The sequence below is a fragment of the Pseudomonas sp. GW821-FHT09E04 genome (genome assembly GCF_059416185.1).
The window spans coordinates 1,177,170-1,197,621 of record NZ_JBWKOR010000001.1; the positions used below are offsets into that span (position 1 = coordinate 1,177,170).

At 59.8% G+C, this 20,452-nt stretch carries 17 protein-coding genes; 8 read left to right on the forward strand and 9 right to left on the reverse strand.

Annotation, left to right across the window (positions count from 1 at the left end; translation table 11 throughout):
- Positions 1-43 precede the first annotated feature (43 nt).
- The 6 genes from cysG to AC07N4_RS05435 form a co-directional block, all read right to left on the reverse strand.
- Positions 44-1,438: a siroheme synthase CysG gene (gene cysG / locus AC07N4_RS05410; RefSeq protein ID WP_493065128.1), complete on the reverse strand. Its 1,395-nt coding sequence runs from the start codon at positions 1,436-1,438 to the stop codon at positions 44-46.
- Positions 1,439-2,719: a serine--tRNA ligase gene (serS, locus tag AC07N4_RS05415; RefSeq protein WP_493065129.1), complete on the reverse strand. Its 1,281-nt coding sequence runs from the start codon at positions 2,717-2,719 to the stop codon at positions 1,439-1,441. It lies immediately after the preceding gene.
- Between the two features lie 15 nt (positions 2,720-2,734).
- Complete coding sequence (gene crcB / locus AC07N4_RS05420) at positions 2,735-3,109, reverse strand: fluoride efflux transporter CrcB (RefSeq protein WP_096822646.1); 375 nt, start codon at positions 3,107-3,109, stop codon at positions 2,735-2,737.
- A complete protein-coding gene (locus AC07N4_RS05425) occupies positions 3,109-4,431 on the reverse strand; it encodes a replication-associated recombination protein A (RefSeq protein WP_102622713.1) in 1,323 nt (440 codons plus the stop codon). The genes crcB and AC07N4_RS05425 overlap by 1 nt, the downstream gene beginning before the upstream one ends.
- Positions 4,432-4,455: 24 nt before the next feature.
- On the reverse strand, positions 4,456-5,076 hold the full coding sequence (lolA, locus tag AC07N4_RS05430) for an outer membrane lipoprotein periplasmic chaperone LolA (RefSeq protein ID WP_007958184.1): 621 nt from the start codon (positions 5,074-5,076) through the stop codon (positions 4,456-4,458).
- A 78-nt stretch (positions 5,077-5,154) separates the two neighbouring features.
- Positions 5,155-7,563, reverse strand: coding sequence for a DNA translocase FtsK (locus tag AC07N4_RS05435; protein ID WP_102622714.1), 2,409 nt, complete (start codon positions 7,561-7,563; stop codon positions 5,155-5,157).
- A gap of 535 nt (positions 7,564-8,098) precedes the next feature.
- Here AC07N4_RS05435 and aat point away from each other — a divergent pair.
- From aat to infA, 3 genes are all read left to right on the forward strand, one after another.
- Positions 8,099-8,779, forward strand: coding sequence for a leucyl/phenylalanyl-tRNA--protein transferase (gene aat / locus AC07N4_RS05440; protein ID WP_102622715.1), 681 nt, complete (start codon positions 8,099-8,101; stop codon positions 8,777-8,779).
- 58 nt (positions 8,780-8,837) lie between these two features.
- The gene (locus AC07N4_RS05445) at positions 8,838-9,545 is read left to right on the forward strand and encodes an arginyltransferase (protein ID WP_096822650.1); all 708 of its coding nucleotides are present in this window, start codon (positions 8,838-8,840) and stop codon (positions 9,543-9,545) included.
- Positions 9,546-9,657: 112 nt separating this feature from the next.
- Positions 9,658-9,876, forward strand: coding sequence for a translation initiation factor IF-1 (gene infA / locus AC07N4_RS05450; RefSeq protein WP_002553999.1), 219 nt, complete (start codon positions 9,658-9,660; stop codon positions 9,874-9,876).
- Positions 9,877-10,847: 971 nt separating this feature from the next.
- Here infA and clpA read toward each other — a convergent pair.
- Positions 10,848-13,118 carry an ATP-dependent Clp protease ATP-binding subunit ClpA gene (gene clpA / locus AC07N4_RS05455; RefSeq protein ID WP_085732141.1) on the reverse strand — a complete coding sequence of 757 codons (2,271 nt, stop codon included), beginning with the start codon at positions 13,116-13,118 and terminating at the stop codon, positions 10,848-10,850.
- 30 nt (positions 13,119-13,148) lie between these two features.
- Complete coding sequence (gene clpS, locus AC07N4_RS05460; protein ID WP_015094394.1) at positions 13,149-13,511, reverse strand: ATP-dependent Clp protease adapter ClpS; 363 nt, start codon at positions 13,509-13,511, stop codon at positions 13,149-13,151.
- A 224-nt stretch (positions 13,512-13,735) separates the two neighbouring features.
- Here clpS and AC07N4_RS05465 point away from each other — a divergent pair, with 224 nt between their 5' ends.
- Positions 13,736-14,017, forward strand: coding sequence for a cold shock domain-containing protein (locus tag AC07N4_RS05465; RefSeq protein WP_096822254.1), 282 nt, complete (start codon positions 13,736-13,738; stop codon positions 14,015-14,017).
- Between the two features lie 79 nt (positions 14,018-14,096).
- Here the strand turns inward: AC07N4_RS05465 and icd are convergent, their stop codons facing one another.
- Positions 14,097-15,353: an NADP-dependent isocitrate dehydrogenase gene (gene icd, locus AC07N4_RS05470; RefSeq protein WP_003223831.1), complete on the reverse strand. Its 1,257-nt coding sequence runs from the start codon at positions 15,351-15,353 to the stop codon at positions 14,097-14,099.
- A gap of 481 nt (positions 15,354-15,834) precedes the next feature.
- On the opposite strand from icd, the gene AC07N4_RS05475 reads away from it, so the two are divergent.
- The 4 genes from AC07N4_RS05475 to hflD all read left to right on the forward strand — a co-directional run bounded on the left by AC07N4_RS05475 (position 15,835) and on the right by hflD (position 20,389).
- Positions 15,835-18,060: an NADP-dependent isocitrate dehydrogenase gene (locus tag AC07N4_RS05475; RefSeq protein ID WP_493065130.1), complete on the forward strand. Its 2,226-nt coding sequence runs from the start codon at positions 15,835-15,837 to the stop codon at positions 18,058-18,060.
- A 78-nt stretch (positions 18,061-18,138) separates the two neighbouring features.
- Positions 18,139-18,585, forward strand: a complete 447-nt coding sequence (locus AC07N4_RS05480) for an NUDIX hydrolase (RefSeq protein ID WP_493065131.1) — start codon at positions 18,139-18,141, stop codon at positions 18,583-18,585.
- 59 nt (positions 18,586-18,644) lie between these two features.
- Positions 18,645-19,769, forward strand: coding sequence for a tRNA 2-thiouridine(34) synthase MnmA (mnmA, locus tag AC07N4_RS05485; RefSeq protein ID WP_074688946.1), 1,125 nt, complete (start codon positions 18,645-18,647; stop codon positions 19,767-19,769).
- Positions 19,766-20,389: a high frequency lysogenization protein HflD gene (hflD, locus tag AC07N4_RS05490; RefSeq protein ID WP_096822257.1), complete on the forward strand. Its 624-nt coding sequence runs from the start codon at positions 19,766-19,768 to the stop codon at positions 20,387-20,389. The genes mnmA and hflD overlap by 4 nt, the downstream gene beginning before the upstream one ends.
- Positions 20,390-20,452: the final 63 nt, after the last annotated feature.

Consider the following 20,452-nt stretch of genomic DNA (forward strand, 5'->3'; position numbering starts at 1 on the left):
GCAGGATCGTTCCCACAGCGTGGGAACGATCACTTCAGAGTCGTCAGATTTGACCCTGAGCGCCTTCGAACCACGCCAGCTTCTCGCGCAGTTGCACCACTTCGCCGACGATCACCAGCGTCGGCGCATGCACTTCATGCTCCGCCACCAGACGCGGCAGGTCGGCCAGCGTGCCGGTGAAGACCCGCTGATTGACCGTGGTGCCCTGCTGGATCAACGCTGCCGGGGTATCGGCCGCACGACCATGCTTGATCAACTGCTCGCAGATGATCGGCAACCCCACCAGGCCCATGTAGAACACCAGCGTTTGCGCCGGCGCGACAAGGTCGGCCCACGGCAGATCGGTGGAACCGTCCTTCAAGTGCCCGGTGACGAAACGCACCGACTGCGCGTAATCACGATGGGTCAGCGGAATCCCGGCATACGCCGCGCAACCGCTGGCCGCCGTGATACCCGGCACCACCTGGAACGGGATGCCATGGGCCGCCAGTTCCTCGATCTCTTCGCCGCCACGGCCGAAGATGAACGGATCCCCGCCCTTCAACCGCACCACGCGCTTGCCAGCCTTGGCCAGATCCACCAGTTGTTGGTTGATCTGATCCTGCGGCACGGCGTGATCGGCGCGACGCTTGCCGACGTAAACCCGCTCTGCATCGCGACGGCACAGCTCAAGAATCGCCGGAGCGACCAAACGGTCATACAGCACCACATCGGCTTGCTGCATCAGGCGCAAGGCGCGGAAAGTCAGCAGATCCGGATCACCCGGCCCCGCGCCCACCAGATACACCTCGCCCGTGGCCACGGCCGCTTCGCCATCGATTTTCGCCTGCAACAGACGTTCGGCTTCAGCGCCCTGCCCGGCCAGCTGCCGGTCGGCGATCGGCCCCTGGAACACGTCTTCCCAGAAGGCACGACGCTGCTGCACGTCCGGAAACAGGTTTTTGACCTGATTGCGAAAACGTGCGGCCAGACCGGCCAGATGGCCGTAGGTCGAAGGAATCCAGGTTTCGATCTTGGCGCGGATCAGTCGAGCCAGCACCGGCGCATCGCCGCCGCTGGAGACCGCTATGATCAGCGGCGAACGGTCGACGATCGCCGGGAAGATCACGCTGCACAACGCCGGCGCATCCACCACATTGACCGGCACGCAGCGCCGATGAGCATCGGCGGAAACTTGCGCGTTCAAGGCTTCATCGTCGGTGGCGGCAATGATCAGCCCGCAACCGTCCAGATCCGTTTCGGCGTAACCGCGCGACAGACACTCGCCACCGCTGGCGGCAACCAGTTCGTGCAGTTGCGCTTCGATTTCAGGTGCGACCACCCGCAGCAGCGCACCGGCATCGGCCAGCAGGCGGGATTTGCGCAAGGCAATTTCCCCCCCACCGACGACCAACACACGACTGCCGCGCAGGTTGTGAAACAGCGGCAGATATTTCATTTAGCCGATGACCTCAAGGCCACCCATGTACGGCTTCAGCACGTCCGGCACACGGATCGAACCGTCGGCCTGCTGGTAGTTTTCCAGCACGGCTACCAGGGTACGACCGACCGCCAGACCAGAACCGTTCAGGGTGTGTACCAGCTCAGGCTTGCCGGTTTCCGGGTTACGGAAACGCGCCTGCATGCGGCGGGCCTGGAAGTCGCCGCAGTTGGAGCACGACGAGATTTCACGGTATTTGTCCTGGCTCGGGATCCACACTTCCAGGTCGTAAGTCTTGACCGCGCTGAAGCCCATGTCGCCGGTGCACAGCGCCAGGGTACGGTAAGGCAGACCCAGCAGTTGCAGGACTTTCTCGGCGTTGGCGGTCAGGCTTTCCAGCGCTTCCATCGACGTCGACGGCTCGACGATCTGCACCATCTCGACTTTGTCGAACTGGTGCTGGCGGATCATGCCGCGAGTGTCACGACCCGACGCGCCGGCTTCGCTGCGGAAGCACGGGGTGTGCGCGACGAACTTGATCGGCAGCTGCTTCGAATCGACGATCTCGCCGGCCACGATGTTGGTCAGCGACACTTCGGCGGTCGGGATCAGGTACAGATCGGCTTCGCCTTCGCGAGCGATCTTGAACAGGTCTTCTTCGAACTTCGGCAGTTGACCGGTACCTTGCAGCGCCGGGGCCTGAACCAGATAAGGCGTGTAAGCCTCTTCGTAGCCGTGCTCGGTGACGTGCAGGTTGATCATGAACTGCGCCAGTGCGCGGTGCAGACGGGCAATCGGGCCACGCAGCAGCGCAAAACGCGCACCGGACAGCTTGGCGGCGGTTTCGAAGTCGAGCCAGCCGAACTTCTCGCCCAGGGCCACGTGATCCTGAACCGGGAAATCGAAGGCCATCGGAGTGCCCCAGCGGCGGACTTCGACGTTGCCGTCTTCGTCTTCGCCAACCGGTACCGATTCGTGCGGCAGGTTCGGAATGCCCAGCAGGATCGAATCCAGTTCGGTCTGGATCGCGTCCAGCTCGACTTTACCGGCGCTCAGTTCGCCCGCCATGCGCTCGACGTCCGCCATCAGCGGCGCGATGTCTTCGCCGCGCTGCTTGGCCTGACCGATGGATTTGGAACGCGCGTTACGCTCAGCCTGCAGTGCTTCGGTGCGGGTCTGGACGGTCTTGCGCTGTTCTTCCAGCGCTTCGATGCGCGCGACATCCAGGGCAAAGCCACGGGAAGCCAGGCGGTCCGCTACGTCCTGGAGGTTGCTACGTAACAGTTTGGAATCGAGCATGTCGGTTTCTCGTTATCAAAGTTTGGTCAAAGTCAGGCCAGCCCAGGTCGCGAGCAGGCCGCCGAACACGCTGATGCCCAGATAACCGAAGGCTATCAGGGCCTGTCCGCTTTCCAGCAAACGCAGCGTATCCAGTGAAAAGGATGAAAACGTCGTCAGACCGCCGACAAAACCGACGATCAGACCGGCGCGGATTTCGATCGGCACTTCCGGCCGGGTCAAAAACAGTCCGTACAGCAGGCCGATGATCAGACAGCCGACCAGATTGACCGCCAGCGTTGCCGCATAGAAATGCCGGGGCCAATTGGCGCTGACCCAATTGCCAGCCGCGAAACGCAGTAATGTACCAGCGATGCCCGCCACGGACACCGCAAGAATCGTTCGAATCACTATTTTCTCCGCTGCCGGGGGCTTAAACGATCGAGTTTGGCGAGGTGGTTGAGCTTCTCGCCAATCTTCAGTTCCAGGCCACGGGGCACCGGTTGGTAGAACGGGATGGGGTCGAGCTCTTCCGGAAAGTAGTCTTCGCCGGCCGCGTAGGCGTCCGGTTCATCGTGGGCATAGCGGTATTCGTCGCCATAACCCAATTGTTTCATCAACTTGGTCGGTGCGTTGCGCAGGTGCAGCGGCACTTCCAGCGAGCCATGTTCGGCAGCGGCCCGCAATGCGGTCTTGAAGCCCATGTACACCGCGTTGCTTTTCGGCGCGCAAGCCAGATACGTAATAGCTTGAGCCACTGCCAACTCACCTTCCGGGCTGCCAAGTCGCTCCTGCACTTCCCACGCCGCCAGGCACAGACTCAGGGCGCGCGGATCGGCATTGCCGATGTCTTCGCTGGCCATGCGCACCACGCGGCGGGCCAGATACAGCGGATCGCAGCCACCGTCGATCATCCGCGCAAACCAGTACAACGCGCCGTCCGGATTGGAGCCGCGCACCGACTTGTGCAGCGCGGAAATCTGGTCGTAGAACGCTTCGCCGCCCTTGTCGAAACGCCGACGCGTGTCGCCGAGCAGGCTTTGCAGCAGCTCGGTGCCCATCTCGCTGTTGTCTTCGGCCAGGTCCGAAGCGTTCTCCAGCAGATTGAGCAAGCGCCGGCCATCGCCGTCGGCGGCGGACAGCAGCATCTGGAAGCCTTCATCGCTGAGGGTCAGATTGCGCTTGCCCAGACCGCGTTCTTCGGTGAGTGCGCGGTGCACCAGTTTACGCAACGCCGCCTCGTCGAGGCTCTTGAGTACGTAGACCCGGGCCCGCGACAGCAGCGCGTTGTTCAATTCGAAGGAGGGGTTTTCGGTGGTCGCCCCGATGAAGATCAGCGTGCCGTCTTCAACGTAAGGCAGAAAAGCGTCCTGCTGGGACTTGTTGAAGCGGTGAACTTCGTCGACAAACAGGATCGTGCGCTTGCCGTACTGACCAGCCTGCTGTTTGGCGATTTCCACCGCCTGACGGATCTCTTTTACCCCGGCCAATACGGCCGAAACCGTTTCGAAGTGCGCATCCGAGACTTCCGCCAGCAGCCGCGCCAGGGTGGTCTTGCCCACGCCCGGCGGGCCCCAGAAGATCATCGAATGCAGGGCACCCTGCTCCAGCGCTTCGCGCAGTGGTTTGCCGCGAGCGAGCACGTGTTCCTGACCGACGTACTCATCCAGATTGGTCGCCCGCAAGCGGGCGGCCAGTGGCTGGGCAATTGGTGCACTGCGAAACAGATCCATCACGTACCGTTGAAACCTCTGTGTTTATTCCTGGATCACATCGGCACCCTTCGGGATGTCGAACTTGAACTTCGAGGCCGGGACCGCTTCGTTGGCTTTCACCCCGGTGAACAGGATGTTGGTGCGCTGGCCGACGCTGTCGATCAGTTGCATGTCATTGACCAGACCGTTGCGGAACGACAGACGCAGGCTGTCGAACAGGGTGTCCTTGGTTTTCGGCTTCAGGGTGAAGTCGATCACGCCACCGGCTTCCTTGGCGCTGATATCGAAGCTCTGGCTGATCTTCGATACGTCACCGGACAGCAACAGGGCCGGGGTCTGGGTCAGGCGCTCATCGAGTTTCTTGATGGTGGCCTGTTCCAGGTCCGGGTCCCACAGGGTGACTTTCTTGCCGTCGGACACCATGGTCTGCTCGGCGGGAGCATTGGTGTGCCAGTAGAACAGGCCCGGACGCTGCAGGGTCATGTCGCCGGTGGTTTCCTGCAACTGGGTGCCGCTGCCGTCGAGAGTGAGTTGGGAGAAGTTCGCGGTCAGGGTCTTGGATGTTTCCAGCAATTGGGTCAGGCGTGCCACATCCTTGTCATCGGCGTGAGCCGTGAGGGTGGTCAGAGCCAGTACTGGCAGCAGCATGCGGATAAGACGCATGGGAGTCCTCTTGAATACTCGTGGGAAAGTGGACGGCGCTTCATGCACCGTCCTTTGCATGTGAATCAGGGTATCGAATCAGTCGCGCACCGGGCCAGGGGCCAGGACTTCGCGGGAACCGTTGGTGTTCATGGACGTCACGACCCCGGCCATTTCCATGGCTTCGATCATGCGCGCGGCACGGTTGTAACCGATCTTCAGCTTGCGCTGTACAGCGGAGATGGAGGCGCGGCGGCTTTCCAGTACAAACTGCACGGCTTCGTCGTACAGCGCGTCGGCTTCCGGATCATCGCCGTCACCGCCGCCGCTACTGCCTTCGAAACCACTGCCCGCCTCTTCGACACCGTTGAGGATGTCGTCGTTGTATTCCGGCGCACCGCGCAGCTTCCAGGCTTCCACCACCCGGTGAACTTCATCGTCGGACACGAAGGCGCCGTGAACCCGGATAGGCAGGCTGGTGCCCGGCGGCATGTAGAGCATGTCACCGTGGCCAAGCAGTTGTTCGGCGCCACCCTGGTCGATGATGGTCCGGGAGTCGATCTTGCTCGATACCTGGAACGCCATCCGCGTCGGGATGTTGGCCTTGATCAGACCGGTGATCACGTCCACCGACGGCCGCTGGGTCGCGAGGATCAGGTGAATACCGGCAGCTCGCGCTTTCTGGGCGATACGGGCGATCAGCTCTTCAACCTTCTTGCCGACGATCATCATCATGTCGGCGAATTCGTCCACGACCACAACGATGGTCGGCAGCTTTTGCAACAGCGGCGCTTCGTCGTGGATGCTTTCGCGCTTGTACAGCGGATCGCTCAGCGGCTCGCCGGCGTCCTGGGCTTCCTTGACCTTGGCGTTGAAGCCGGACAGGTTTCGCACGCCCATCTTCGCCATCAGCTTGTAGCGACGTTCCATCTCGGCAACGCTCCAGCGCAGGGCGTTGGCGGCGTCCTTCATGTCGGTCACGACCGGGCACAGCAGATGCGGAATGCCTTCGTAGATCGACAGTTCCAACATCTTCGGGTCGATCATGATCAGCTTGGCGTCTTCCGGGCCGGACTTGAACAGGATCGACAGGATCATCGCGTTCACGCCCACCGACTTACCGGAACCGGTCGTACCGGCCACCAGCAAGTGAGGCATCTTCGCCAGGTCAGTAATGACCGGCTTGCCGCCGATGTCGTGGCCCAGGGCCAGGGTGACCGGCGACTTGAAGTTGTCGTACTCAGGGGTCGACAGCACTTCAGAGAAACGCACGATCTGGCGGTCTTCGTTGGGAATCTCGATACCGACCGTGGTCTTGCCCGGAATCACCTCGACCACCCGCACGCTGGTCACGGCCAGCGAACGTGCAAGGTCTTTGGCCAGGTTGGCGATACGGCTGACCTTGACGCCAGCGGCTGGCTGGATTTCGTAACGGGTAATGACCGGGCCGGGATGGATCGAATCCACAGTGACTTCGACGCCGAACTCCTTGAGCTTGATCTCCAGCAAGTGGCCGACCGCCGCCAGGGACTCGGGCGAGTAGTTGAGCTGTTTCTTTTCCGCAGGATCGAGAATCGAGATCGGTGGCAAGGTGCCTTCCACGGCACTGTCGACGAACAGCGGCGCCTGCTTCTCTTTCTGCACGCGCTTGCTTGGCTCTGGCGCCTTGACCGGGGCCGGAGCGATGACCGGCGGAACCTGTTTCTCGCGCTCGGACATGTGCTTGCTCAGGGCCTGTTCACGCTCGATCAGACGTTCCTTGACCTTGGCCTGCTCGCGCTTGTCGGTGACTGTCGGGGCGACCACGTCGTGCACCCGGTCATCGACTTCACGCAATTGCGCGACCAGTTGCTTGCGCTCGGTCCGCGCCGACCACCAGCGGTTGACCGCGCCCTGGAACAGTTCGAACAGATCGAGGGTGATCTTGCCGGTAACGTCCATCACCTTGAACCACGACAGGTCGGTGAATACGGTCAGGCCGAACAGGAACAGCGCGATGAACAGCAATGTGCTGCCCTGAATGTTCAGGGCGTTGCGGGCCAGATCACCGAGGCTTTCACCCAGCGCGCCACCCGCACCGGCCGGCAACGCGGTGGCCGCATGGAAATGAATGTGCGCCAGCGCAGCGCCGGACAGCACCAGAAACACCAGGCCGATCAGGCGCCAGGAGAACAGCCAGCCGCTCCACTGCCAGGGTTCGTGGCGCTGACGGAAGATCTGATACGCCTTGATCGCCAGCAGCAACGGGAAGATGTACGCGAAGTAACCCAGCACCATGAACAGGATGTCGGCGCTGTAGGAGCCCGCCGGGCCGCCGAAATTCTGCACGTCGTCGATCTTGCTGTTGTGGCTCCAGCCCGGATCGTCCTTGCCGTAAGTCAGCAAGGCCATCATCAGGAACAGGCACAAGGCACCGATGGCGATCAATGCACCTTCCTTGAGTCGGTAGTGCAATTGCTGGCGCCAGAGCGGGACGACTGTTTTTGGTGCTGCGGTGGATTTCTTCAAAACGCTTCTTTTCCTGCGCCAGAGGCGCGTCCATCTATTGAATGACAATAAAAAACTGCCCAATCCAGGCAGGTAAAAAAATTGACGGGCACAACTGAGACTACTTTTAACACTGCGCCCCGTGTTTTATAAACACGGCACGCTGCGAATATTCTGTAACAGCCCGGCATTGTACGGGTTTGCGCGTGCGATGCCATGCTTCGAGCCCCAGCTTCAAGCATAGCCAAGCAGACAAAACCTGCGACGCAATTTGAGCATGCATTGTCTTTTGTGACAAAGGCTTATGAGGTGTATTTGATGAACGTAGCGAAGCATCTACCTCTGATTGCTCATGACGGCCAAATGCCCCCACTCGACGCCTTCCCGGACACCGTGCACATTCGCCCCCGACGCCCGTCTACGACCGCGTCCACCCGACCAAGTTGCAGCCGTGCAATCTTCGAACAGGTTCGGGGGGACATTCGCGCTTTTTACCGGCACACTTTGTAACGGGCCTCACCGCCTACTGCCCTCCCCTTCTGCAAGCCTGGACGCCATGCTGACTTGGTTACAACGCAATTCACTGACTTTCCCGCCACTGGAAAAGGCCATGCGCGATCCCAACGGATTGCTGGCGGCCGGCGGCGACCTGTCCGCCGATCGCTTGATCCAGGCCTATCGCCATGGCTGCTTTCCGTGGTTCTCCGAAGGCCAGCCCATCCTCTGGTGGTCGCCGGATCCGCGCACCGTGTTGTTTCCCGACGAACTGCATGTCTCGCGCAGCCTCGGCAAACTGCTGCGCCAGCAACGCTATCAAGTGACTTTCGATCAGGATTTCGAGGCGGTCATTCGCGCCTGCGCCGCACCACGGGATTACGCCGATGGCACCTGGATCACCCAGGCCATGCAGGACGCCTATGTCGAACTGCACCAGCGCGGCTTCGCCCATTCGGTAGAAGTGTGGGACCAGGGCGAACTGGTCGGCGGACTCTACGGCCTGGCGATGGGGCAACTGTTTTTTGGCGAATCGATGTTCAGTCGCGCCGACAACGCCTCCAAGTACGGTTTTGCCACCCTGGTGCGACACTTGAAAGACTCGGGTTTCGTGCTGATCGACTGCCAGATGCCTACCGATCATCTGCACAGCCTCGGTGCCCGGGCGATCTCCCGCCCCGCATTTGCCGAATATCTGGCCCGGCACCTCGATCAACCCAACCTTGCCACCTGGGTTTGCTGAGCGACTTTTGCGCGCGTGGCTTACACTTAATTCACCAGCTTACCCCCGAGGGTTGATCATGACCGAGTTGGCGCGGTTGAAGTTTTATGCCACTCAGCCTCACTCTTGCAGTTATCTGCCCGAGGAGCAGGCCACGACCCTGTTTCTCGACCCGAGCCAGCCCATGGATGTGCATGTCTACGCAGACCTGTCGGAAATGGGCTTTCGTCGCAGCGGCGATCACCTGTACCGCCCGCATTGCCAGAACTGCAATGCCTGCGTGCCTGCACGCATTCCGGTGGCGCAGTTCAACCCCAATCGGCAGCAAAAACGCATTTTCAAACGCAACGCCGACTTGCAGGTGCGCCCGGTCAAGCCTGGTTTCAGCGAAGAATATTTCGATCTTTATCAGCGTTACATCGAACAGCGCCATGCCGACGGCGATATGTACCCGCCGAGCCGTGATCAATTCTCGACTTTTCTGGTTCGCGACCTGCCCTTCTCACGCTTCTACGAGTTCCGGCTCGACGGGCGGTTGCTGGCGGTCGCCGTCACCGATCTGCTGCCTAACGGTCTGTCAGCGGTCTACACCTTTTACGAACCAGAGGAAGAGCGCCGCAGCCTAGGGCGCTACGCCATCCTCTGGCAGATCGGCGAGGCCCAGCGGCTGGGGCTCGAGGCGGTGTACCTGGGTTACTGGATCAAAAACTGCAAAAAGATGAACTACAAGACCCAATATCGACCGATCGAACTGCTGATTAATCAGCGCTGGGTCATCCTGAACTGAATGCAAGCCCTAAACCCCTTGGCGTAAACCCCATTTTTCGGGCACAATGCACGCCGCTTTTGCCTGGCGCAGTTGCACCGGGCCATTCATTGGACACCGAGGGCTTTACTGCATGTCGAAAGAAGACAGCTTCGAAATGGAAGGCACTGTCGTCGACACCCTGCCCAACACCATGTTTCGTGTGGAGTTGGAAAATGGGCACGTCGTAACCGCGCATATCTCCGGCAAGATGCGCAAGAACTACATTCGTATTCTTACCGGTGACAAAGTGCGCGTCGAGCTGACGCCCTATGACTTGAGCAAAGGGCGCATTACTTACCGCGCTCGCTAATCAAGTCAATACAAGACGCCCGGCTTAATGCCGGGCGTTTTTGTTTGTCTGGGATTTGGCGCTTTGGGTTTGTGCTTGAGTTTTGGGTGTATATCCGTTGTCTCGGGTGCTGCCGCTGGCGGTTTCGCTCTTACAGCGAGTCACTTTTGACAAACGCCTCAAAAGTAACCAAAAAGTCTTGGCCCCGGCGTACGGCACTTCGCTTAGGCTCAGCGTTCCCTCGCTACGGTGTCCACCAGGGGGCATCGCCTACGGTTTGCTTCGCTGCACCTCCTCTCGATGTATGCGGCTTCGCCGCACGGCGCTGCGCGCCCACCCCCTGATGGACACCTCCGCTCGGCCTGCCGAAGGGGCTAAAGATCAAAAGCCAGAGCCAGAGCCAGAGCCAGAGCAGAAGCCAGATCAAGATCCCCTCACCCTAGCCCTCTCCCGGAGGGAGAGGGAACCGACCGAGTTGTTTGGGAGAATTGCGCCGACGTGAAATACCGAGTCGAACTCAGGCTTTGAAAAGCACAAAAATCGGCTCCCTCTCCTCGGGGAGAGGGCTGGGGTGAGGGGTAATCCCACCACAAAACCTAAGCCGAACACGCCGTGCTCCTCACCACTCACCACGATGAGCGTTAGCTCGAGTAAAGCTTTTGATCGCAGGGCCCGTCGGCAGGCTGAGTGGAGGGATTGATCCGGGGGTGGGAGCGCAGCGACCGTGCGGCGCAGCCGCATGCATCGAGAGGAGGTGCAGCGAAGCAAACCGTAGGCGATGCCCCCGGATCAATCCCGGAGCGAAGGAACCCGAGCCACAGCGAGGGCCGAACGTCAGGGCATAGACCTTTTGGTTACTTTTGGGGCGTTTGCCAAAAGTGACCCGCCGTAAGGGCGGAACCCTAAGCGGCCATAACCGCAGCAACGGATATTCACACCAAACAAACAGACAACAAAAAGGCGCCCGAAGGCGCCTTTTCACTTCACAGCCGTCAGGCCATTTCCGCAGTGGTCTCGAAGTCAAACGTCAGCTCACCATCCTTGATGTCGATGTGAACCACACCGCCATGCTCGGCCAGCTCGCCAAACAGAATCTCCTCCGCCAGCGGACGCTTGATCTTGTCCTGGATCAGACGCGCCATCGGACGAGCGCCCATGGCCGAATCGTAACCACCGGCCGCCAGCCAACTGCGCGCCGCATCGGTAACTTCCAGAAGCACACGCTTGTCTTCCAGCTGCGCCTGAAGTTCGGTGAGGAACTTGTCCACCACGCTTTTGATGACCTCATGACTGAGGCGACCAAACTGAATGATGGTATCCAGACGGTTGCGGAATTCCGGCGTGAAGCTCTTCTTGATCACTTCCATCGCATCGGACGAATGATCCTGATGAGTGAAACCGATCGAAGCACGCGCCGCTGTTTCAGCACCGGCGTTGGTGGTCATGATCACGATCACATTGCGGAAGTCCGCCTTGCGCCCGTTGTTATCGGTCAGCGTGCCGTGGTCCATCACCTGCAGCAGCAGGTTGAAGACTTCCGGATGCGCCTTCTCGATTTCGTCGAGCAGCAACACGCAGTGCGGCTGCTTGGTGATCGCTTCGGTCAGCAGACCGCCCTGGTCGAAACCGACATAACCCGGAGGCGCACCGATCAGACGCGATACGGTGTGGCGCTCCATGTACTCGGACATGTCGAAGCGAACCAGTTCAATCCCAAGAGCCTTGGCCAATTGGCGCGCAGCCTCGGTTTTACCGACACCGGTAGGCCCGGCGAACAGGAACGAACCGACCGGCTTGTCCGGCGACTTGAGGCCGGCACGAGACAGTTTGATCGCAGTCGACAGCGAATCGATCGCCGCGTCCTGACCAAACACCGTCAGCTTCAGGTCGCGCTCGAGGTTACGCAGCAGTTCCTTGTCGGAACTGGTGACGTGCTTCGGCGGAATCCGCGCGATCTTCGCCACGATGTCCTCGACCTGCGGCACTTCGATGCGCTTCACACGCTTCTCGACCGGTTGCAGACGCTGATAGGCGCCCGCCTCGTCGATCACATCGATGGCCTTGTCCGGCATATGCCGGTCATTGATGTAGCGCGAAGCCAGTTCTGCAGCGGCGCGCAACGACTCATCGCTGTATTCGATGTTGTGGTGCTGCTCGAAACGCCCTTTCAGGCCGCGCAGGATACCGATGGTGTCTTCCACCGATGGCTCGACCACATCGACCTTCTGGAAGCGACGTGCCAGAGCACGGTCTTTCTCGAAGATGCCGCGGAATTCCTGGAACGTAGTCGAACCGATGCAGCGAATGTCGCCAGACGACAGCAGCGGTTTGAGCAGGTTCGAGGCATCCATGACGCCACCCGACGCCGCACCCGCACCGATGATGGTGTGGATCTCGTCGATGAACAGGATCGCCTGCGGACGTTTTTTCAGTTCGTTGAGCAACGCCTTGAAGCGCTTCTCGAAATCACCGCGATACTTGGTGCCTGCGAGCAAGGCGCCCAGATCAAGGGAATAAACGACGCTGTTGGCCAGCAGGTCCGGCACCTGGTTGTCGACAATGCGCTTGGCAAGGCCTTCGGCAATCGCGGTTTTACCCACGCCCGCCTCGCCTACCAGCAGCGGATTGTTCTTGCGACGACGCGCGAGAATCTGCGCGACACGCTCGACTTCCGTTTCACGCCCGACCAGCGGATCGATCCGGCCCTGGCGTGCGAGTTCGTTGAGGTTGCTGGCATAAGCATCCAGCGGATTGCCTGAAGAAGAAGACTCACCGCCCTCGTCGTCCTGCATATCTTGTTCACCTTCAGAGTGATCGCCATGCCCCGGCACCTTGGAAATGCCATGGGCGATATAGTTGACGACATCAATGCGTGCAACGCTCTGCTGTTTCAGCAGGAACACCGCCTGACTCTCTTGCTCACTGAAGATTGCAACCAGCACGTTGGCGCCAGTCACTTCGCGTTTGCCCGAGCTCTGCACATGAAAGACAGCACGTTGCAGCACACGCTGGAAGCCCAGGGTTGGCTGGGTTTCGCGATCTTCGTCATGGACGGGGATCAGCGGCGTGGTGGAGTCGATGAACTCCTGCAGGTCGTGCTTGAGTTTGTCGAGGTTTGCGCCGCAGGCACGCAATACGGTGGCGGCAGCCTCATTGTCCAATAGGGCCAGCAGCAGGTGTTCGACGGTCATGAACTCATGACGCTTCGAACGTGCCTCCTTGAAGGCAAGATTGAGGGTGACTTCGAGCTCGCGGTTTAACATAGCTTCACCTCATACCCAAGTGGTCGGCGATTAACCGTCCTTCTCGATTTCACAGAGTAGCGGATGCTGGCTTTCCCTGGCGTACTGGTTGACCTGCATGGCCTTTGTCTCGGCGATGTCGCGGGTAAACACTCCACATACTGCCCGTCCTTCTGTATGGACGGCCAGCATGACCTTGGTCGCCAGCTCGCGATTCAGGTTAAAAAACACCTCGAGCACTTCGACGACGAAATCCATCGGTGTGTAGTCATCATTAAACAAAACCACCTTGTACATCGGCGGCGCCTGTAACGCAGGCTTTGCTTCCTGAACAGCAATACCCGCTGAATCGTCGTCGTGTAAATCAGGGCGATCCTGATTGAATGTTAGTCGAATCTGGCTGATTGCATGCATGGAAAGAAAGGTTCGTCAGTTGTGCAAATACAGTGGTGGGGGCGGCTTGACACGTTTTCAACTCCGACTGCCCGGTCACCTTGACTATCGGGAAAACGGTGTTACAACCAATAGAACCCACAGTGGGTAAAAAAGATCCGCGGAGTCAATCTTTTTAACGGATTCGACTGCGGATGAATTGGATGATACTCCAGCGATGGAGACTGTTGCAGAGGGATTTGAGCATGGCTGTCGGCAAGGTGAAATGGTTCAACAATGCCAAGGGGTTCGGTTTCATCAATACCGAATCCCGCGAGGGGAAGGACGAGGACGGCAAGGAAATCGATTTCTTTGCACACTACTCCGCCATTGAGATGGACGGGTACAAAACCCTCAAAGCCGGGCAAATCGTCAAATTCGATATCGTGCAAGGCCCCAAAGGGCTGCACGCCACAAAAATTCAGAATGCCGAGCCTGCGAAAGATACCGTCTCGGCCGCCGCGCAGCATCAATCAGTGACCAGCTGAAGCGACCAGAACACCTGCCAGAAAACAAACCGCCCGGCTCGATCACTCGAGCCGGGCGGTTTCGTTGCAGCGGTCTTTCTTACATGTGTTTGATGATCGCCTCACCGAAGCCCGAAGAAGACACCAGCGTGGCGCCTTCCATCAGACGTTCGAAGTCGTAGGTCACGGTCTTGGCCTTGATCGCGCCATTGGTGCCCTTGATGATCAGGTCAGCCGCCTCGGTCCAGCCCAGGTGGCGCAACATCATCTCGGCCGACAGAATCACCGAACCCGGGTTGACCTGGTCCTTGCCGGCATATTTCGGCGCGGTACCGTGGGTCGCCTCGAACATGGCCACGGTGTCGGACAGGTTGGCACCCGGCGCGATACCGATACCGCCCACTTCCGCCGCCAGGGCGTCGGACAGGTAGTCACCGTTGAGGTTGAGGGTGGCGATCACATCATATTCGGCCGGACGCAGCAGGATCTGCTGGAGCATGGCGTCGGCAATGGCGTCCTTGACGATGACTTCACGGCCGGTTTTCGGGTTCTTGAATTTCATCCATGGGCCGCCATCGAGCAGCTCGGCGCCGAATTCTTCCTTCGCCACCTCGTAGCCCCAGTCCTTGAAGGCACCTTCGGTGAATTTCATGATGTTGCCCTTGTGCACGATGGTCAGCGACTTGCGGTCGTTGTCCACCACGTATTGCAGGGCCTTGCGCACCAGACGTTTGGTGCCTTCTTTCGAAACAGGCTTGATGCCGATACCGCAATCCTGGTCAAAACGGATCTTGGTGACGCCCATTTCTTCTTTCAGGAACTTGATGACCTTGGTGGCTTCAGGAGAGCCGGCCTTCCATTCGATACCGGCATAGATGTCTTCGGAGTTCTCGCGGAAGATCACCATATCGACGTCGCCAGGCTTTTTCACCGGGCTCGGTACGCCTTCGAACCACACCACAGGGCGCAGGCAGACATAGAGATCGAGTTGCTGACGCAGGGCAACGTTGAGGGAGCGGATGCCGCCACCGACCGGGGTGGTCAGCGGGCCCTTGATGGAAACGACGTAATCCTTGACGGCGTCCAGGGTTTCCTGGGGCAGCCAGGTGTCCTGGTCATAGACTTGAGTTGCCTTTTCGCCAGCATAAACCTCCATCCAGGAAATCTTGCGCTTGCCCCCGTAGGCCTTGGCCACGGCAGCATCAACCACTTTGATCATCACAGGGCTGACGTCGACGCCAATGCCGTCACCTTCAATGAAGGGAATGATCGGGTTATCAGGGACATTGAGAGAATGGTCTGCGTTGACGGTGATTTTGTCGCCGACGGCTGGAACCTGAATCTTCTTGTAACCCATGCTGAACTCCATTGTTTGGATTGAACATCTGGCTTGGTTCGAGCGTAACCCAGTTGAATCAACACGCAAACCCTCTGTTCCGGGCGCGGCCACATCTCGTTTCGTACAAGCCTGAAAGCAAAGGGAAAAGCGCCAATCTCAAGCATTCACGGCGACTCTACGCCCCACCCCGGCCTGCGACCTTTAGACCAATGGACGAGAATCGTTGCATATGAACCATCGGCAGATTGCCAGCTACCTATGTATAATGCCGCCCGCTGACCAAAGGGTCACGACGGCTGGCCTCTCTAGCACGAGACTTTCCGCCTGATTGGTTGAACTGTTACCGCAGTCCGACTGCTTGACGCTCTACTGATGCACCCAACATCACCGCGAAGAATCTCGACATTCGGTTCATGGATGACTTTGAACGAACGCGCTTACCCGGCGCCCCTCGAGTTTCTGCGCACGCTTTAGCAAAGAAGAGAGAGTTAATCCGAATATGCCCACCCGCTCGAAGATCATCTATACCTTCACCGACGAAGCTCCAGCCCTCGCCACCTATTCCCTGCTGCCGATCATCGAGGCTTACACCGCCTCGGCCGATATCGCCGTGGAAACCCGCGATATCTCTCTTGCAGCACGTATTCTGGCCAGCTTCCCCGAGCAACTGGGCGACAAAGCCGTAGCCGACCACCTCGCCGAACTGGGCGACCTGGCCGTTACGCCTGAAGCCAACATCATCAAGCTGCCGAACATCAGCGCCTCGGCTCCGCAACTGCAAGCCGCTATCAAAGAGCTGCAAGCCCAGGGCTACGACCTGCCGGACTACCCGGAAACCGTGACCAGCGACGCCGACAAAGACACCAAGGCGCGTTACGACAAGGTCAAGGGCAGCGCCGTGAACCCGGTTCTGCGCGAAGGCAACTCCGACCGTCGTGCTCCGCTGTCGGTCAAGAACTACGCTCGCAAGCACCCGCACAAAATGGGCGCCTGGGCCAAAGACTCCAAGTCCCACGTCGCTCACATGAGCACCGGCGATTTCTACGGCAGCGAAAAAGCCGCCCTGATCGACGCCGCTGACGCCGTGAAGATCGAACTGATCGCCAAAGACGGCACCGCGACCGTCCTGAAAGAAAAAACCACCGTTCAGGCGGGCGAGATCCTCGATTGCTCCGTAATGAGCAAAAAGGCCCTGCGCGCGTTCATCGCCGCTGAAATCGACAGCGCCAAGCAACAAGGCGTGCTGCTGTCGGTTCACCTGAAAGCCACCATGATGAAGGTCTCCGACCCGATCATGTTCGGCCAGATCGTTGCCGAGTTCTACAAAGACGCCCTGACCAAGCACGCCGACGTGCTGGCCGAGATCGGCTTCAACCTGAACAACGGCATCGGCGACCTGTACGCCCGCATCAAAGCGCTGCCGGCCGAGCAACAAGCTCAGATCGAAACTGACATTCAAGCGGTCTACGCCGCTCGTCCGTCGCTGGCGATGGTCAACTCCGACAAAGGCATCACCAACCTGCACGTGCCGAGCGACGTTATCGTCGACGCCTCGATGCCGGCCATGATCCGTGACTCCGGCAAGATGTGGGGCACTGACGGCCAGTTGCACGACACCAAGGCTGTGATCCCGGATCGTTGCTACGCCACCATCTACCAGGCCGTGATCGAAGATTGCAAAGCCAATGGTGCTTTCGATCCGACCACCATGGGCAGCGTGCCAAACGTTGGCCTGATGGCTAAAAAGGCCGAAGAGTACGGTTCCCACGACAAGACCTTCCAGATCAAGGCCGACGGCGTGGTTCGCGTGACCGACAGCAAAGGCACCCTGCTGATGGAACAGGCTGTTGAAGCCGGCGACATCTTCCGCATGTGCCAGACCAAAGACGCGCCGATCCAGGACTGGGTCAAACTGGCCGTCAACCGTGCTCGCGCAAGCAGCACCCCGGCCATTTTCTGGCTGGACCCGATGCGCGCCCACGATGGCGTGGTGATCGAGAAGGTTCAGGCTTACCTGAAGAATCACGACACCGCCGGTCTGGACATCCAGATCATGGCGCCGGTCGACGCAATGAAGTACACCCTGCAGCGCACCCGCGACGGCAAGGACACCATTTCGGTGACCGGCAACGTACTGCGTGACTACCTGACCGACCTGTTCCCGATCATGGAACTGGGCACCAGCGCCAAGATGCTGTCGATCGTGCCGCTGATGAACGGCGGTGGCCTGTTCGAAACCGGCGCTGGCGGTTCGGCTCCGAAGCACGTGCAGCAACTGGTCGAAGAGAACTTCCTGCGCTGGGATTCGCTGGGTGAATTCCTGGCCCTGGCCGCTTCTCTCGAGCACCTGGGTGTGACCTACAACAACCCGAAAGCGCTGGTTCTGTCCAAGACCCTGGACCAGGCCACTGGCCAGTTCCTGGACAACAACAAGTCGCCATCGCGCAAAGTCGGCAACATCGACAACCGCGGCAGCCACTTCTACCTGGCCATGTACTGGGCGCAAGCCCTGGCCGCCCAGACCGAAGACGCTGCACTGCAAGCGCAGTTCGCGACCCTGGCCAAGACCCTGACCGAGAACGAAGCGACCATCGTTGCCGAGCTCAACGCCGTTCAAGGCAAGCCAGTGGACATCGGCGGTTACTACCACGCCAATGCCGAGCTGATCAGCAAGGCCATGCGCCCAAGCGCAACCCTCAACGCGGCCATCGCTGCGCTGGTATAAGGTTGTAAAGGGAACATCACAAACCCCGGCCTCGCGCCGGGGTTTGTGTTTCCGCCTTCCGCCCAGGAGATTCAATTCATGCAATGGCTCCCCCACATCACCGTCGCCACCATCGTCGAGGACAACGGTCGCTTTCTGATGGTCGAGGAACACAAGGCTGGCCGTAACGTGCTCAATCAGCCGGCCGGTCATCTGGATCCGGACGAAACCCTGATCGAAGCCGCCGCGCGCGAAACCCTCGAAGAAACCGGCTGGGACGTCGAACCCACCAGCGTGATCGGCATTTATCTGTACACCGCACCCAGCAACGGCGTGACTTACCAGCGCGTGTGCTTCAGCGCCAAAGCCGTGAAACACCACCCGGATTATCAGCTGGACGACGGTATCGTCGGCGCCAAGTGGCTGACCCGCGACGAATTATTGGCCCAGCGCGATCACTGGCGCAGCGAGCTGATTATCCGCTGCATCGATGATTATCTGGCCGGCAATCGCTTCGGCCTCGAACTGATCCGCCCTTCCCTTTAGCCTTGAGGCCGTGAGCCTGATAGAATCGCGTCCTTTTTCAAGACACTCATTGAATCCCTATGCGTGATCCAGCCCCTTCTGACACATCCAAGAAGCGCGTCATTGTCGGCATGTCCGGCGGCGTGGACTCTTCCGTTTCCGCTCTCCTGCTGATCGAGCAGGGTTATGAGGTGGAAGGCCTGTTCATGAAGAACTGGGAAGAAGACGACGGAACGGAATACTGCACCGCCATGGACGACCTGGCGGATGCTCAGGCTGTGTGCGACAAGATCGGTATCAAGCTGCACACCGCCAACTTCGCCGCCGAGTACTGGGACAACGTGTTCGAGCATTTCCTGGCCGAATACAAGGCCGGACGCACGCCGAACCCGGACATCCTGTGCAACCGCGAGATCAAGTTCAAGGCGTTCCTCGACTACGCCATGATGCTCGGCGCCGACCTGATCGCCACCGGCCACTATGTGCGCCGTCGTGACATCGATGGTCGCACCGAACTGCTTAAAGGCCTGGACCCGAACAAGGACCAGAGCTACTTCCTGCACGCCGTCGGCGGCGAACAGATCGCCAAGACCCTGTTCCCGGTCGGCGAGCTGGAAAAACCGGAAGTCCGTGCAATCGCCGAGAAATACGAACTGGCGACCGCCAAGAAGAAGGATTCCACCGGGATCTGCTTCATCGGTGAGCGTCGTTTCAGCGATTTCCTCAAGCAATACCTGCCGGCGCAACCGGGCGAGATCAAGACCACCGAAGGCGAAGTCATTGGCCGTCACCACGGCTTGATGTACCACACCATCGGCCAGCGCCAGGGCCTGGGCATCGGCGGCTTGAAAGACGCCGGCGACGAGCCGTGGTACGTGCTGCGCAAGGATCTGGACACCAACGAGCTCATCGTCGGCCAGGGCAACAACCATCCGTGGCTGTTCTCCAGCGCCCTGCTCGCTTCGGAAATCTATTGGGTCAACCCGATCGATTTGAGCCAGCCGCTGCGCCTGACCGCCAAGGTTCGTTATCGCCAGAGCGATCAGGCGTGCACACTGGAAAAAACCGAGACCGGCTATCGCGCGGTGTTCGACGAGCCGCAACGCGCAGTCACGCCGGGCCAGTCGGTGGTGTTCTATGACGGAGAAATCTGCCTCGGTGGCGGCGTGATCGAAGTCGCCGAGCCGTGGAGCGGCCAGGCATGAGCCCGACTCAGGAGCAACTGACGGCTCTGGGCGGTGTGTTTCTCGCCGCCGTGCTGGTCGACCGTATCGCCAAGACCGGCCAGACCAACGAGGCCGGCCTGAGCTGCATGCTCGGCAGCCTGCTGGTCCGCGACCCGAAGGATACGCTGGACGTGTACGGCGGCGACGACATCAACCTGCGCGACGGTTATCGCGCACTGATCGGCGCCCTCGAACGCGACCCAAGCACCTTGCAGCGCGAGCCGTTGCGCTACGCTTTATCGATGCTCGGCCTTGAGCGGCAACTGGCCAAGCGCAACGACATGCTCGACGTGATCGGCAAGCGTCTGCCGCAGATCCAGTCGCAGGTCGAGCATTTCGGCCCGGCCCACGAAAACGTGATCGCCGCGTGCGGCGCGTTGTACCAGGACACTCTGAGCACCTTGCGTCAACGCATCCAGGTGCACGGCGACATGCGCAATCTTCAGCAGCCGAGCAACGCCTCAAAGATTCGCGCCCTGCTGCTCGCCGGCATCCGCTCGGCACGCCTGTGGCGTCAGCTGGGTGGTCATCGCTGGCAGTTGGTGATCAGCCGTCGCAAGTTGCTCAAAGAGCTTTACCCGCTGATGCGCAGCAGCTGAACCGCGCCCGCAACACCGTTTTGAGTCAGTAACGCGTAATACGCCGGTCAGTTGGCGACGGAC